This window comes from Streptomyces sp. NPDC037290, from assembly GCF_055603245.1.
Map to the genome: position 1 here is coordinate 24635 of NZ_JBVJVZ010000022.1, position 15477 is coordinate 40111.

General features: G+C 66.6%; 12 protein-coding genes. 8 read left to right on the plus strand and 4 right to left on the minus strand.

Annotation, left to right across the window (positions count from 1 at the left end):
* Positions 1–79: 79 nt before the first annotated feature.
* Both ACZ7HQ_RS38295 and ACZ7HQ_RS38300 read right to left on the minus strand, forming a co-directional pair.
* Positions 80–1885, minus strand: coding sequence for a WXG100 family type VII secretion target (locus ACZ7HQ_RS38295; protein WP_471000086.1), 1806 nt, complete (start codon positions 1883–1885; stop codon positions 80–82).
* Entirely contained in the window at positions 1885–2343 is a 459-nt protein-coding gene (locus ACZ7HQ_RS38300) for a hypothetical protein (protein WP_471000088.1), read from the minus strand. The genes ACZ7HQ_RS38295 and ACZ7HQ_RS38300 overlap by 1 nt, the downstream gene beginning before the upstream one ends.
* Before the next feature lie 372 nt (positions 2344–2715).
* Here ACZ7HQ_RS38300 and ACZ7HQ_RS38305 point away from each other — a divergent pair, with 372 nt between their 5' ends.
* The 6 genes from ACZ7HQ_RS38305 (at position 2716) to ACZ7HQ_RS38330 (ending at position 9874) form a co-directional block, all read left to right on the plus strand.
* Positions 2716–3180: a hypothetical protein gene (locus ACZ7HQ_RS38305; protein WP_471000090.1), complete on the plus strand. Its 465-nt coding sequence runs from the start codon at positions 2716–2718 to the stop codon at positions 3178–3180.
* Complete coding sequence (locus ACZ7HQ_RS38310; protein WP_471000092.1) at positions 3180–5543, plus strand: hypothetical protein; 2364 nt, start codon at positions 3180–3182, stop codon at positions 5541–5543. The genes ACZ7HQ_RS38305 and ACZ7HQ_RS38310 overlap by 1 nt, the downstream gene beginning before the upstream one ends.
* 39 nt (positions 5544–5582) lie before the next feature.
* The gene (locus ACZ7HQ_RS38315) at positions 5583–6263 is read left to right on the plus strand and encodes a hypothetical protein (protein WP_471000094.1); all 681 of its coding nucleotides are present in this window, start codon (positions 5583–5585) and stop codon (positions 6261–6263) included.
* A gap of 184 nt (positions 6264–6447) precedes the next feature.
* Positions 6448–6948 carry a hypothetical protein gene (locus ACZ7HQ_RS38320; protein WP_471000096.1) on the plus strand — a complete coding sequence of 167 codons (501 nt, stop codon included), beginning with the start codon at positions 6448–6450 and terminating at the stop codon, positions 6946–6948.
* Positions 6949–7022: 74 nt separating this feature from the next.
* Positions 7023–9320: a hypothetical protein gene (locus tag ACZ7HQ_RS38325; RefSeq protein ID WP_471000098.1), complete on the plus strand. Its 2298-nt coding sequence runs from the start codon at positions 7023–7025 to the stop codon at positions 9318–9320.
* Positions 9321–9352: 32 nt separating this feature from the next.
* On the plus strand, positions 9353–9874 hold the full coding sequence (locus tag ACZ7HQ_RS38330; RefSeq protein ID WP_471000100.1) for a hypothetical protein: 522 nt from the start codon (positions 9353–9355) through the stop codon (positions 9872–9874).
* A 384-nt stretch (positions 9875–10258) separates the two neighbouring features.
* On the opposite strand, the gene mycP is transcribed toward ACZ7HQ_RS38330, so the two are convergent.
* Both mycP and eccB read right to left on the minus strand, forming a co-directional pair.
* The gene (gene mycP / locus ACZ7HQ_RS38335; RefSeq protein ID WP_471000102.1) at positions 10259–11503 is read right to left on the minus strand and encodes a type VII secretion-associated serine protease mycosin; all 1245 of its coding nucleotides are present in this window, start codon (positions 11501–11503) and stop codon (positions 10259–10261) included.
* An 11-nt stretch (positions 11504–11514) separates the two neighbouring features.
* A complete protein-coding gene (gene eccB, locus ACZ7HQ_RS38340) occupies positions 11515–13044 on the minus strand; it encodes a type VII secretion protein EccB (RefSeq protein WP_471000104.1) in 1530 nt (509 codons plus the stop codon).
* 196 nt (positions 13045–13240) lie between these two features.
* On the opposite strand from eccB, the gene eccE reads away from it, so the two are divergent.
* Positions 13241–14578 carry a type VII secretion protein EccE gene (gene eccE / locus ACZ7HQ_RS38345; RefSeq protein ID WP_471000106.1) on the plus strand — a complete coding sequence of 446 codons (1338 nt, stop codon included), beginning with the start codon at positions 13241–13243 and terminating at the stop codon, positions 14576–14578.
* Positions 14575–15354: a hypothetical protein gene (locus ACZ7HQ_RS38350; protein WP_471000108.1), complete on the plus strand. Its 780-nt coding sequence runs from the start codon at positions 14575–14577 to the stop codon at positions 15352–15354. Before eccE ends, ACZ7HQ_RS38350 begins: the two co-directional genes overlap by 4 nt.
* Positions 15355–15477 lie beyond the last annotated feature (123 nt).

The following is a 15477-nucleotide window of genomic DNA, read 5'->3' on the forward strand; positions in this document are numbered from 1 at the left end:
GCCACGCCCTGTCAGACGCAATGCTTTTGTGCCACGTCGGCTAGTCCCTGGCTTCATGCCCGCGTACGTCCTCGCTTGTTCAGTCGTTCTTCTGTGGCACGTCACGTCGCTTCTTCTGCGACGAGCGGCGCTGTTCCTTTTCGGCCGGCTTTCCGACATGTACCGTGCCACCAGCCGGGCCCTGTCGATCACCCACTGTGCCCCGGCCGAGCCCCGTCCTGCCGACGCCGCCTTCGGAGTCCTTGGCCGCTGAGCCGCCAGTGTTGCGGGGCGCGCCGATCACACCCTCGGGGTTGCTCGCCGAACGCAGCACCGACTGCCCCGTGGCCGGATCCGCCTTCGCCGCAGGCGCACCGACAACCCCTCGCTGTCCAAGAGCACCCTTCGGCTGCGTCGAGGAGACCGGCTCTTCGGCGCCGACGACCATACCGCGCGGGACACGGGGATTGGACGCCGATCCCGACGTACGGCCGGTGACAGGCTTGCCACCCATGACCCCGTTGCGCACCGCGCTCGTGGGACCGGTGGTCCCAGCACGCCCACCAGTCGGGTTGGTCATCCTCGGCGTTCCGCCAGTGACGCCACGCCCCAGAGGGGAGCGTCCGGCCTGCTGAGGCACCCCGCGCACAGCCGACTGACCGGTCGGAGTCGTCGTGCGACCCATGGCGCGAGCAGCCTGCCCCATCGGTCCTTGTGGCACCCGGCCACCCGTGGTGCTCCGCCCCGTCTGGCCCTCGGGCTCCTGCGGCACTTGTCCCCTTGCAGTGCCCGAAGGGCCGCTGCGCCCCTGCGCCGAGATGGGGAGCCGACCGGTCGGACCGTAGCCCGTGGTACGCCCCACGGTCGGCGCGATCGGAGGCGCCATTGGTCCACTGGGCAGCGGAGGGATGTGACCTCCACCGCCGGTGGTCGGAAGAGTGGGCGCGGGTGTGCCGTGCGGTGCGGTGGTGGGCTGGGGAGGCAGCGTGCCAACGGTGTTGATCTCCGTGCCGACCTGGGGGTGCGGATCGGCAACCGGCTGATGCGGATGGACAACCGGCTGATGCACTTCTTTCACAGGCGTCGCATGGCCCGGGGCATGCGGATCAGCCGACACCGCCACCTGATGATGGCCGGACACCGTGGGTTGCCCGGAGACCTGTTGAGCCGAACCGTAGTGGTCCCTTCTGTCCGAGTAGATGTCACCTCCCGCATTGCTGGGCTTCGGCACCCCCACAGCCGGCATCGCCTCATACGGCTTCGGCCCGTCCTCCCCGTGCAGGAAGTCGGTCGAGACCGCGTAGTAAGAGGCCAGCTTGTTCATCTGGTTGATCGCCTCTTGCCGGTCCTGCTCGGCCTTCTTGGCGACCACGTAGTCCGGGTCGTTGTCGTGCTGCTTGGCCTTCGGCAGCTCGGTGGGCAGCTTCCGATCGGCCCGGGGTCGGGGATCCCGCTGCGGCATCGACTTCTTGACCGAAGCCAGGCCCGTACCTGCCGCGGAGATCTGCGTGGCCGCCTTGTTGGCGAACGCCGCCAGCTCATCGCTCCAGCCGGCCAGACCCTTGCCCCAGACATGGAAGCTGGTGGCGGCCTGCCCCTTCCAGTCGACCGCGTCGAGATGGGCTCTCAGTTCCGTGGCCGCATCGGAGATGGACTGATGGGCGTCCCACAACGCCCTGCTGGCCGTCTCCAGGTGTTCGGGCTGACCTTGCTCGACGAGGTCGATCATGTCGTTCAGGTCGTGGTTCTCGAAGTCGGTCGAGCCGAAGGCGTTGACGCGCATGCCGAGGCCGAACGGGAAGCCGCCCAGCAAGGACTCCACGGCATCGACCCCACCGACCTGCTGGTTCGCCTGATCGACACCGGGCTTGTACTGGGGCTCCTGCTGCCACTTGTCGTCGCTCATCAGTAGTCCTCGCCCTGATTGGACTTGTTGGTCTTCTGACCCGGAACCGACTTGCCCGCCTGCTTGTCGGTCTGCTTGTCCGCCTTCGCCTGCTGGTGCTCCCGGTCGAGCTGCGTCTGAATCGCCCAGAAGCGCTGCCGCACCTCTTCCTCGACGTTGTCGAAGCCGGCATCGGCAGCCTTCACCGCGAGCCCCAGCGACTCGATGTGCAGACTGAGCGACCCTGACAAGCTCTTGAGGCGATCGTGTACGCGCGTGTACTGCCCATGCAGAGCGTCCGCCTCGTGGAACTTGATGACCCCACCACTGAACGACGCCCGATCGATGGCGTGCCGGGCGATGCTGGACGAAGAGCCCGGTGACTCATCAAATTTGCTCAACGCATCGTTCACGCGCTTCTGAAAGATCTTCAGAGCCTCAAGTCCGCGTCTCAGATCCGAGCCGCCACCGTCACTCACCGCGACCCCTTCCCCGTTCCCCGTTCGTACAGCCTTCAACGGCCCGGGCAGCGGGCAGCCGCACCCCCGGATCCATCGTTGACCACTGTAGTCACTGTGCAATTCGCGGCCAACTGAACTCTGCGACAGTTCAGTTGCAATGCTGTCCTGAGGTGACCGAGTCGCGAGTCAGCCATGACCGACAAGACGGTCAATACAGACTGAAGCACTCTGGTATCTGCCCAGAAATTTCACATCTGTCCAGCATGCGAGACGCCACTCTCCCGCAGCACGGGAACTTTGCGACCACAAAACCACTTCGTGGGGAACCCATCGTTATGTTGCCGAAGAGTTCGACGGGTGGCACGTGACGGCAACGGGGAGGGTCCACGCATGGCGTGGGACGAGTGGGAACAGCTCAAGGCACAGGCAGCCGAGCGCCATTCCACCAAGATGGAACTCAATCAGCTTCCGGGAGACCCCGGCGGAGGCGCCGGCGGTGACAGCCACCAGGGCGGCGACCTACGCGTGAGCCAGAAGGACCTCGCAGCCGTCGGCAACGCCGCCTACCAACTGCACCAGGACTTCTCCCGCTGCAGCGACCACGCCCGACTTGCATCCATGAAAGCCGCCGGTGGCCTCAAGGACCAGGGTTTCGCCCTCGGTGCCGCGCTGGACCATGTGGCGGAACGCTGGGTCGACCAGGTGCAGACCCTGCTCGATGCCACGGCGCACATCTCCAACCACCTCGACTACACCAAAGGCGTGCACGCCCGCGACGAGGCCTACATCGCCGGCACCCTCAGCAGCATCTCGACACTCGACGCAGGCTTCGACCAGAGGACCGGGCAGCACTGATGGACCTCGACACGCTCCGCTTCGGCAACTTCTCGCAGCTCGATGACGCCATTGCCGACTGGGAGCACATGACCAAGAGTCTGGGCGACCTCAAGCACGACGCGGAGCACAACCTCAAGGCCAAGGCGGACAAGGCCAACTGGGCAGGCCTGAACGCCACAGTGACACGGGAGTTCGTCGACAAGACCGCCGGCGAGTTCGGGGACGCGCACACCCAGGCGGACTCCATCACGAAGATCCTCAAGGACACCCGCAGTGAACTCGTGGGCTACCGAGATCAGTTGAAGGAGACACTCGAACGGGAACCGTACAAGCACCTGACCGTCCTCGACACCGGTCACGGCACGTTCACGGTCACCGGTAGTACCCGTCCCGACTGGGCGTCCGACCCGAGCGGCAACACCAGCGCGTACAGCCAGAAGAACATCGACGAACTCCGCGACGAGATCAAGCGCATCCTCGGCAAGGCCACCGAGAGCGACAACAGTGCCGCCAAGGTGCTCAGGCTCCTCGTCGACCAGGCCAAGTACGGCTTCTCCGACGCCCACTATGCGAACCGCGACGACGCGGCCAAGGCCGTAGAGGAAGCCGACAAGCTGGCGCAGCTCCTCAGGAAGGATCCGAGCAAGGTCAGCAACACCGAGTTGAACGCCCTCAACTCCGCCCTCGCCAAGTACAAGGACGATCCTCTCTTCGCCGAGCGGCTCGCCACAGACGTGGGGCCCAAACGGACGCTCCAATTCTATTCCGGCATCGTCGACGACTCACAGTTCGCAGTGAACCCTCGCTCCGGGCATGGTCTCTCGGATGCCCAGAAGCAGCGCATGCACCTGATCGAGGGTTTCGAGAAGCAGCTCGGCATGACACTGGCCACGGCCAGCCATTCCGACAGTGCCGCGATGCAGACCTGGAAGCACCAGGTCATCAGCCTGGGTGGCACGGATCTTCGCCCCGATGGCGAGAACCCCGTCTACGGCTTTCAGGTCATGAGCAACCTCATGCGCAACGGGGGGTACAGAACCGACTTCTTGCACGACTACGGCAACCACCTCATCGCCTACGAGAAGTCGCACACCTCCGACGAGTACGGCGGTCTGCAACACCGCGTCACCCGCAAGGACGTTCTTCCGTGGGACCGCTCAGGAGAGTGGGAGCAGCTGCACTACGGCGACACGAACGATGCCGGCCGCGATCCGATGACCGGGTTCATGGAGGCGCTGGGTCACAACGCGGAGGCGTCGACGCAGTTCTTCAACGAGGGCGACCACTTCCAGTACCTCGCCGACAAACGCGAGTGGCCCGAGGATTTCGCCGGAGACCACGCGAAGACGATCGCAGGATACGACTCGCTCGGGCATGCCCTGGAGTCGGCGACGACGGGGGCACCCTACGACGCCCATCCGCCGCAGTTGCACCGGGACCTGGACACCGCAAAGGTCGCCGAGAAGGTCGTCTCCTTGTACGGGCGGGACGCCGAGTACAAAGGAAACGAACAGACCGGACTCAGCGGTGCCCAGCTCATGCACAAGCAGAAGGGGATCGCGGACAGTCTGGGGAAGATCGGAGCAGCCTACATCGACGACATCGACTGGGCGATGGACCACGACGCCCACAAGTCGCTGTTTGCCATGGACAACGGGGGACGCGCATCGATCGACGAACGTGCACACTTTGATGCGAAGGGACTGGGTGTGACGAGGTTCCTCAGCACCCTGGGGCAGGATCCGGACGCGTACACCGAGGTGGGCCAGGCCCAGCAGGTGTACACCACCTCGCTGGTGCACAAGTACGCCCCCACGCTTGACGCACACGGCCATGTGCACAGTGTTCAGGCCGAGACGGCGGTGAGCACGGGTGCGGAGGTTCAGGGGGTGCTCGACAAGTCACGCGTCGAGGAGATCAAGGCGCACGGCCGAGCCCTGGATGAGGCGTACAACAAGGCGATCGACGCCCGGATGGAAAAGAACAAGATGGTCGTCGGGGCCGTGTCGGGAGGCCTGTTCTCCCTGGTTCCGGAACCGGAGAGCGGGCTTGCGGCCACCGTCGTTCCCATCGTCAGTGATCAGACCAGCGAAGTGTCCGGCACGCTGATCGAGAAGAACCTCGACGCATACGCCGAGGCACAGCACCGTGATAACAGCGAGAAGTACCACGCTGATGGAAACCAGGTGTTCGACCACGGTTTCAGAGCATCGAAGCAGCCGGTGTACTCGGTGCTCGACAGGGCCGACCATGATCCGCACTGGACCCGTGATCAGTACCAGGAACTGAGCAAGGCCCTGAGCCGAGCACACCAGGACGGATACACCAGCGGAAGCCAACTCCAGGAGGATGTTGGCCAGCTCCCCTCCCCCGAAGGCTGAACCATGCCCATGTCTCGCCCGCGGCCATGGATCACGGCGGTGTCCGTGCTCACCGCCATGGTGCTGTCCGGATGCTCCACAGGATCCACGTCCTCTCCCGCGCCGAGCCGTTCCAGCGACGGGACCACGGCGGCGCGCATCTGCGGCTCTCTGCTGAACGGTCCGGCGGCACCCGCCTTGGAACGCCTCACCGGCTCCAAGCATTTCAGGGAGTCCCCGCTGTCGGAGAACGAGACAGTGAAGGGTACGAGCCAGGCGCGGACCGCCCTGCTGCACGACACGTCGTTCGTCCACAGCGGCAAGGCATTCGACCTCTGCCGTCCGGCCGCAACGGACGGCATGACCGGTGGGCAGCTCACGGTCTCCACAAACTGGCTTCGGCTGCGGTCTGGTGACTACACCTGGAAGAGCCACGGGGACTGGACGACGATCGACATCCTCGGAAGCGGAATGAAGGATGTGAGCGCTCCCTATGCCACTGCCACGCCGACCCTCGCCTGGTTGGGCTTCCGCTGCCCGGCGGGCCCGGGGCGGGCCGGCAACACCGTTCTCACCGTCAACGTCATGACGTACCACCTGGAGAAGGGCCCCGACCGCCGGTCCCGTGAGGACCTGACCCTGGTGGCCTACGGCACGGCTCTCAAGCTGGCCGAACAGATGAACTGCCGCAAGGAGAGTCGGCTTCCAGGGAAACCAGGGCCTCTCAAGACGTTCGCGTAGTCGTTGAGCCTCGGCAGGCCGCGACCCAGAGCCTGGGATTGTCATGGCCACCTCATAACTCACTCTGCCATGAATCTTCACACCGAACAATCCGATACATAACGAACATGGTGGAAATTTTCCTTCCCTTGGGTTGCTATTTTGACTGTCACGGGATCAGTCACGCGGGGGAAGGGGTCCTTCCATGGCATGGGACGAGTGGGAGCAGCTCAAAGCACACGCGGCCGGCCAGTCGACGCGCATGCAGCTCAACCAGGTCGACGGCGGTGGCGGCAACACCGCGATGCCCAGCAGGACCGGTGACCTGAAGGTCGGACACGACGACCTGGTGAAGATCGGCAGTGCCGCGCATCACCTCTACAACCAGATGTGGGACAAGGCCCGCACCGCCGTCCCCAGCAGCGGTTCCGCGGCCGCCGACCTTTCCAAGCAGGGCTTCGCGGTCGGTGCGGGGCTCCAGCACGTGGCGGACCGGTGGGACGAGCAGCTCAAGTCCCTGATGGACGCGTGTGCGCAGATCTCCAACCACATGCAGACCACCAAGACCATCCACGCGAACGACGAGAACTACATCCAGCGGCAGATGAGCAGCATCGACGCGCTGGACGACGGGTTCGACGAACGGGTCGGGGCGCCGGGCAAGAAGAACTCCATCTACGGAGAGAAGGACAAGAAGAAGGAGTAGCGGCACGGGGAGGAGACGGCGAAACCTCCCTCCGCATCAGCTGACACCGCTACTCCCGGAGGACGACGACCCGCATGGACTTCAACGCCCTGTACCACGCCAACTTCAAGCTCTTCGATGACGCCGTCACCGACTGGTCGACGCTCATCAAACACCTCGAAGACCTGAAGAAGGACGCCGAGGACGGTCTGCACAAGGCGGCCAACAAGGCCGACTGGGCCGGTGTGAACGCGCAGGTGTCCAAACAGTTCATCGGGAAGACCGCCGGCGAGTTCGCCGACGCGCATACTCAGGCCACCACGGTCCGCGACATCCTGCGTGACACCCTGGGGGAGCTGAAGGGTTACCACACACAGCTGACCGACGCCGTCTCGCGCGGTCAGCAAAAGGGCATGGCCGTCACCACTACCGGCAGCAGCTTCACGGTCACCGGCAGCACCCGCCCCGACTGGGCCTCCGACCCGAGCGGCAACACCAGCGCGGTCAGCCAGAAGGACTGCGACGACCTCCGCGACGAGATCCAGAGCATCCTGAACAAGGCGAGCGAGAGCGACAGTTCGGCGAAGACCGTGCTCGTGGCAATCGCGGATCAGAGCCGGATGGGATTCTCCGACGTCCACTACAAGGACCGGGACGCTGCCGCAGACGCCGTCGAGCAGGCCGACGAGCTGGCTGAGCTCGCAAAGAAGGATCCCGACGATCTGTCAGTGGAGGACTTCGACCGGCTGAACGCAGGCCTGAAGAAGTATCACAACGACTCCCTCTTCTCCGAGCGCTTCGCTACCGACCTGGGCCCCGAGAAAACGCTGTCGTTCTGGGCGAACGTGAGCGACCCGGCCGTCACCCCGGACCTCACGCGAGAGCGGCGTCAGCAGTTGGGCGAGCTACAGAAGAACCTCGGCCTCACTCTCGCCACCGCCAGCCAGAGCGACACCGGCGCCATGACCCAGTGGAAGCAGCACATGGTCGACATCGGCGACCAACCCGTTCACGGCAAGCGCGGGAACGTCCTGGGCTTCCAGGTCATGAGCAACCTCATGCGAGCCGGGGACTATGACGACGACTTCATGACGCAGTACGGCAAGAACCTCATGGAGACGGAACGGAAGTTCACGGGCGACGGCAAGCACACGGCCTGGCAACGGCTCGGGTTCGATCCCTACCTCAACCACATGTCGGGCGACTCCGGCTGGGACCCGATGTCCGGCTACCTCAAAGGCTTGTCCAACAACCCGGACGCCGCGACCGAATTCTTCAACGACGACTTCATCCCGAAGGACGGAGACCACAAGCACGCTGTCTCCAACTTCAAGTATCTCTTCGAGGACCGACATTGGCCGCATGAGAGCAACAGCGACCTCAGCCAGGGCGAGAGCACCGATGGACACAACAACCTGGCGGCTGCCCTTGAGGCGGGCGCTACTGGCCACCCCGCGGGTGAGGTGCCGACCGCTGACACGCCTGCTCATAACCCCGGACAGGCCAAGCTGTTCGAAAACATCGTGTCGTCGATCTCGGACGACAACGAGCGTCTCACGGACCACCGTGAGATGTCCGACAGCATTGGGCAGATCGCCTCTGAGTACCTTCCAGATATCGACCGCGCCACAACCGACGTGGACCCGCATCCGGAAAAGGGTGACGAAGACGGACAGACCGCTTGGCAGCGCATTCAGAAGCTCTACCCCATCCAGGGCTCGGCAGCCGAACTGGACCATCGTGAAGTCTCCCGGTTCCTCTTCGCGGTAGGCCAGGACCCCGACGGCTACGCAGCGGTGGAGGTTGGCCAGAAGAACTACATGGGCAAGTTGATGGAGTACCACCTGAACCCGGATCTGCCCGAGAACCAGCGTCCGAACCACGATCTGGAACTCACCGTTCGGGATATTGCGCGTCACTCCGGTCAGATCTCGGGCACCTTGGCCATGGGACGAAACGAGGCCGTCGCCGGCCCTGCCGATCTCAAAGACAAGGACTTTGATCACTCCGTGGCCCAGTGGAAGAACTTCTTGTCCGGTGGTATCGGTACCGGGGTCGGTGTCGGCACCTCCTTCATCGCGTCTCCTGCAGTGGGCGCCGGAGTCGGCGGCGCTGCCGGAACCGCGACCAGCATGATGCTGGAGGAAATGTTCAAAGACGCCGAGGGAAGCGCCAAGGACGACGCCGGTAGCAAGATGGGTGAGAATTGGCAGAACGGTAATCAGGACAATATGAAGTACACGCGAGAGGCTGCCTTCAATGCAGCCAAGGCATACCATCTCGCGAACACTGGCGATGTTGCCACCTGGGCAGAGGAGTCTTCCTCGCAGGGATTCCAGGAGGGCGGCGGCTACATGGAGCGCGTCGGCCCCGAACTCGTCACGGACATCTGACCCTGGTACGACCCGGTTCAATGGAGGATTGGATGGCTCGGCGACTCGTGGCAGCCACGTCGACGCTCATGATGGTCGGCGTGGTCGCCGGCTGCTCGGGATCCGGCGAGAAGAAGGAGTACAACGTCCCCAGGGCGCTGTGCGGCATCCCAGTGGATCCCGAGTTGGTCTCTCCTTTCCTTCCTCCGGGTAAGAAGATCAAGATTCTCGACACACGTCCGGTACCCACGAGGAAGGACTGTCGACTGGACGTCGATGACAAGTGGGCCCTGATGGCCAACCTCGAGTGGTGGGCGGACGACGTGTCGAGTTCCATGGTGGCGGATGCCAACCCTCAACTGAATGACGCCAAGATGTCCGACACCGACACCTTTTTCTACAGCGGTACGGGTGCCGTCGTGCAGATCAAGGGCTGCAAAAGTCCCGAGCACAAAGGGCAGCTGCTTTACACCTCGTTGCGGGTCCGCAACTCGAATCTCGCAGATCCCGGCAAAATGAAGAACCTGTCCACCGCCTTCACGAAAGCTGTTGCGACGTCAGATGAGTGTGCTTAAGAGGGCGTCTCACGTGGCAAGTTTCGCGAGCTTCTTGTAGCAGGTCAGGGCGTCCGCCGCCGAGGAAGGCGAAGAGGTGCGAGCCCTTTCGTTCGTATCGGACGGTGAGGCGACGGTAGCCGAAGAGCGAGGCGATCGACCGTTCGATCTTCCAGCGGTGCCGACCGAGGCGTTTGACGGGTCGGCGCCGCCGTGGTCCTCGGTGGGACCGGACGGCGGGTATGCCGCGGATGAGCATGTGAGACACCCTCCAAGGCCCCTGTCATGGCGGCGGGCCTCAGGCGCAGGCGGCCAGGGCGCCGTCGGCGAAGGTGGCGTAGGAGGCCTCGTTCGAGGTCGCGGGGGCCGTTCGGCCACCCACGCTCCGCCCCCGCAGCATCAGGTTTACGCCGCCCGGCCTTCCAGTGTCCGGCGCCTGCGTCGCGCGTCCCGTAGGGCCACCGCGCCTCCGCTGAGGCCTGCGACCAGTACGGCGACGCCGACGGCCACGTAGGTGGCGATGCGGGCCGTCCGTTCCTGAGGGGTTTCACCGAGGGTGAGCTTGGCGGGGGTCGGGGCCTGCACGTGGGTCAGGCCCGCGTCGGGGTGGGGGGTCTCGATCGGGTGATCGTCCTCGGTGAGAGCGCGGACCGGGTCCACCACGCCCCAGCCGACCAGGCGGTCATGGCCGGCGATGGAACGCTCCGCCGTCTGCTCGATCTGGGCCACCACCTCCTGGGCCGTCCAGCGGGGATGCTTGGCCTTGATCAGGGCGGCCACACCGGCCACGTACGGCGCGGAGAAGCTGGTGCCGTTGTCGGAACAGTGGCCGCCCTTGGGCACCGTGGAGATCATGTCGACACCCGGGGCGGCGACGCCCACGTAGTCCCCGGACTGGGAGAACGCCGCGCGTTCGTTGTTGCGGTCGGAGGCGGCGACGGCAAGGACCCCGGGGTAGGAAGCGGGGTACGTCTTCTTGACGTTGCCGTCGAGTCCGTCGTTGCCCGCCGAGGCGACCACAACGATCTTGTGGTTCAGGGCCTCGTCGATGGCGTTGTGCAGGTCGTCGCCCGGGGGGATGGCGTTCGCCGTGTCCTGGGAGATGTTGATGACCTGCGCGCCCACCGCGACCGCGTGTCTGATCGCCTTGGCGAGGGTGGCGGCCGTGCCGTGGCCCTCGGAGTCGTTCTGCTTGATCGGCACGATGGTGGCCTCGGGGGCGAGACCGACGAAGCCGGTGCCCTTCGCGGGGCGGGCGGCGATGATGCCGGCCACGCGCGTGCCGTGCCCGACCGTGTCGGTCGTGCCGTCCTGCTTGCCGACGTCGATCTTCTGGCCCTTGCTGTCCTTCGTGGGCAGGTAGTTCGCGCCCAGGGACGCGTTCACCGCGTGGGTCAGCTGTGGGTTGGCCGTGTCGACGCCCGTGTCGATCACGGCCACGTTCACGTTCGCGCCCTTCGACTGGCTCCACAGTTCATCGAGGTTGACGCGCTGCAGGGCCCAGGGTGTGCCGGTGTACACATGGTTCTTCCCGGAGAACTCGCACTGGTCGGACATGGAGTCCGCCGCGGCCACCGGGGCGGCCAGCAGGGTGGCCGTGACGGCCAGCGTCGTCGTCAGGGTCGTACGGGTGAGCAGTGTGGTCCGCATCGGCGTACCCCTCACGAGCCCTGCGGCTGGCGCGCCGCCGCCGTCGACAGGCGCGGGCCCGTCGGCAGGAACTTCGACCAGGTGGCGGGGACCGGGGCCGCCTTCACGTCCGCGTAGCCGAGGCGGGTCTGCGCCAGCTTGGCCTCCGTCTGCAGCTGCTTGCGCTGCTTGGCCGTGATGCCGATGCCCTTGTCGTCCGTGGCGCTGTCGGCGTTGGACTGCAGGGCGTAGCGCAGGCCGGTGTCGGTGACCAGGAAGACCGGGCCCACCTGCGTCGCCGTGCCCTGGAACTCGCGGTAGAGCTGGCCGGAGCCCGCGGTCACATAGGCGCTCGAGGAGCCGGTCGCCAGCGCCGCCGGGAAGTCCTTGCCCGCCCAGGTGCTCAGGGTGGTGTTTCCGTTGTCGGGGTCGACGTGGTTCAGGACGTTGCAGACCGTGTTGCGGCTGCCGTCGGCAGTGGAGGCGTCGTTGACCGCGCTGGGCTTCTGGGTCGGCCACTTGTACTCGGAGGCGAACGGCCGGCTCTTTTTGATGGCGCCCGCGCTGACCTCCCGGAAGTGTCCGTCCTGGCCGACCTTCACGAGGTCGGTGTCGGCCAGCAGCAGCCGGGCGACGAAGTCGGACACGGGGGCGACCCGGCCGGGCAGCACCACGAAGAACTGCTCCTGGCCGTTGACCGGCGCCCGGAGGACCATGCCCACACGGTTGGCGTCACCCAGTTCGCCGGGGGCGTTCGCGGCGGCGTTCGCGACGCCGCCGATCGGCGGGAACTTGATCGGGTCGCCCTGATGCAGGGTGTCGATCCACTGGCTGGTCACCTGCTGAGGCTTGTGGTTCAGGCCCACGAGGGCCTCCACCAGGTTGCTGTTGGAGGGGTCCACCGGGTAGGCCGTGCCCTGTGCGTCGACCACGTACTGCTTCTGGTCCGACGGGGTGGTGACGTACAGGAGTTCACCGCCGCGCAGCTTCTGCCCGGCCGTCTCGGTCCTGTTCTGGTCACGGTCGGCCAGCACGAACGCGGCCTTCTGGATGGAGCTGCCGCTGCCGCTCGGGCGTTCGCACACGGCCCACGTGTGGCCCGCTCCGGCCGCCGAGGCGGACGGCAGCCGGTCGGGGGCGTAGGGGATGCCGATGGTGACGCCGTGCGGGATCTTGCCGTTGTCCAGGATCGACTCGTCGACGGTGACGACGTCGACATCGCTCTGGCCGTCGAGGACGAGCTTGGCCGAGGCCATGTTGAGGACCGGGTGCAGCTCGGCTTTGCCGTTCGTCTTCAGCACCACGTACCGGGTCGTGGACTTGCTGGCGATGATCACCTTCGTCGCCGGTGTGTCCCAGCCCTGCGGAGCCGTCGGCTTGAACATGCCCCAGGCGCCGAAGGCGGCGAGGACGACGACACCGACGAGGGTACCGGGCAGGATGGCGCGCAGCGGCCGCGGAGCCCCCTCGTCGGAGGCATCCGGTGAAGACTGCACGAACGACGCGAGCATGCGGCGCTTCGCGAAGGTGTAGGCGTTGAGTTGATCCCGCCGAGATGCCATCTGTGCCTGTTTCTCCCCGTGTCTCACGCGGAGCGCGCCCGGGACCACGCTCCCCCGCCGTCCGTTGTCGGACCCGGCCCCTACTATGCCTGGTACGGAGCGGGTCTCGCGGAGCGGGTAGGGTACCTGGGCCCTCAAGGGCCTTGTTCAGTGGCCTGGTTCCAGTGAGTTGTGAGCAAATCGGGGGGATGTCGTGATGGCTTCCGGAACGCGGACGCGAGCGCGCGGACGATCGGCGGCACGAGGCCGCGCGGCCGGCTCCGCGGAACCGGCGCGCGGCTCGTCCGCCCAGCGCGGCGCCGCGCAGCAACCGGTCACGTTCAGCCTCCGGCCGCGGCCGGGCCAGTCGGGCTCGTTCCGTTTGCAACGGCTCGTGCTGGTGGAGCTGGCGGTAGCCGTGCTGCTCGTCGGCCTTGCCATCGGGATGATGGCCCTGGTGCCGGCCGCAGTCGTTGCCGTGGCACTGATCCTGTTGGCCTTCGTACGACGCCGGGGACGGTCGCTGCCCGAGTGGCTCGCCACCGCCAGGGAGTTGCGGGCACGCCAGAAGCGGGCTGCGGCCACCCCCATACCCCCGGGTACGGAGCCGGGGCTGATCCCCGCCGTGGAGTGCGAGCCGGCCCTGCGGACGTACTCCTACGGCCCACGTGACCGCCGGCCGGTCGGCATCGTCGGAGACGGCACCTTCGTCACGGCCGTGCTGCAGGTCGAGGCCGACGCCACCGCGCTGCGCGCCGAGCGGAGCCGGCAGCCGCTGCCCGTTGCACTGGTGCGGGACGCGCTGGAGGTGGACGGGATCCGGCTGGAGTCCGCGCAGATCGTGCTGCACACCCAGCCGGCGCCCGCGCTGCACCTGCCCCAGCAGTCCGTGGCCGTCTCCAACTACCTGCCGCTGCAGGAGCAGACGGGCGCCCCGGCGGTGCGCATCACGTGGATCGCGCTGAAGCTCGACCCCGAGGTGTGCGCGGAGGCCGTGGCCGCGCGCGGGGGCGGGCTGCTCGGTGCGCAGAAGTGCGTGGCTCGGGCGGCGGACCATCTGGCGAGTCGGCTGACCGGTGCCGGTTTCCGGGCACGGGTACTCGACGAGGAGGAGCTGGTCGCCGCGCTCGCCACCTCGGCTTGCGCCAATCCCCTGGTCACCGCCGAGGCCGGGCGCAGTGAGACCCGGGAGCGGCGCACGGAGGAGGCCGGGCGCAGCTGGCGCTGCGACAACCGGCGGCACACGACGTACTGGGTCAGGCGCTGGCCCCAACTGGGCGGTGACCGTGCCGAGTCGCTGCCGCACTTCGTCGCCCGGGTCACGGCGATACCGGCGCTGGCCACCACGTTCAGCCTCACCCTCGCCCAGGGCGAGCGGCAGGAGGTCTCCGTGTCCGCGCATCTGCGGGTGACCGGGCGCAGCGACGACGAACTCGTGGCGGCACGCCGGGCGCTGGAAGGCGCGGCGCGGCAGGCGGGGGCCGGCCTGGCCCGCCTCGACCGTGAGCAACTGCCCGGCATGCTGGCCACACTGCCTCTCGGAGGTGCGCGGTGACGACGATTCCGACGACGTTCGCGACGCCGGGCACGGAGACGCCCGCGGCGTCCGGCCCGTCCCGCGCGGTCGAGTTGCTCCGGCACGGACTGGGCCTGATCGGGCCACGGCACCGCCGGCACGCACTGGCCGCGCAGCAACTGGACGCGCTCGCCCTGCCCATCGGCGACGACGGAGTGGTGGCCGGTGTCGATGCCGAGGGTCAGCCGGCCGTGCTGGGTATCAACCGGCCCACGCCGTACGACGTCGTGCTGATCGGCAGCCTGTGGACCGCGCAGGTGCTGGCGCTGCGTTCGGCGGCCACGGGGGCTCGTGTGGCCGTGGAGACGGGGCGGCCGCAGGCCTGGATGCAGATGGTGCACGCGATGGGCGGCGGGCAGAACGGCCTGTCCGTGTACGACGTCGGGCGAGTACCGCCGCAGGGTGCCTCCGCCGGTACGCCTGTGCTGGTGGTGCGGGACTGCGGTATGCGCCCGCCGCGCGGGCGCGTGGTGTCAGGGCCCTGGCAGTCGGTGCTGACCCTGTTGCCGTACCTCAGCCCGGTCGCGCCCCGGCTGCTGCGGCAGGCACGGCTCGCCGGGATCCAGCGGGTGTCCCCGGACGAGGCGGCCGAACTGGGCCGCACCATGGGGCTGTCGCGGGCCGAGGTGGAGTCGCTGCCGGCGCTGCCCGACGGCGTCACCCTGTGGTGCACCGACCGTGACCGGCAGTATGTGATGACCCAACCGACCGATGCCGAGATCGGATTGTTGGGCACACCGCGAAGGATGGACTGAACTGCCCCTACCCGTCCCCTTTTGTTCACTGCTCGCGCGTTCCGGGATTCGTCACTTGTCCACCGTTTGCTCCCTGTTTCATTCGGCAAGGCGCGGGGTGGGCAGGGCACTTCCCAACGCGCT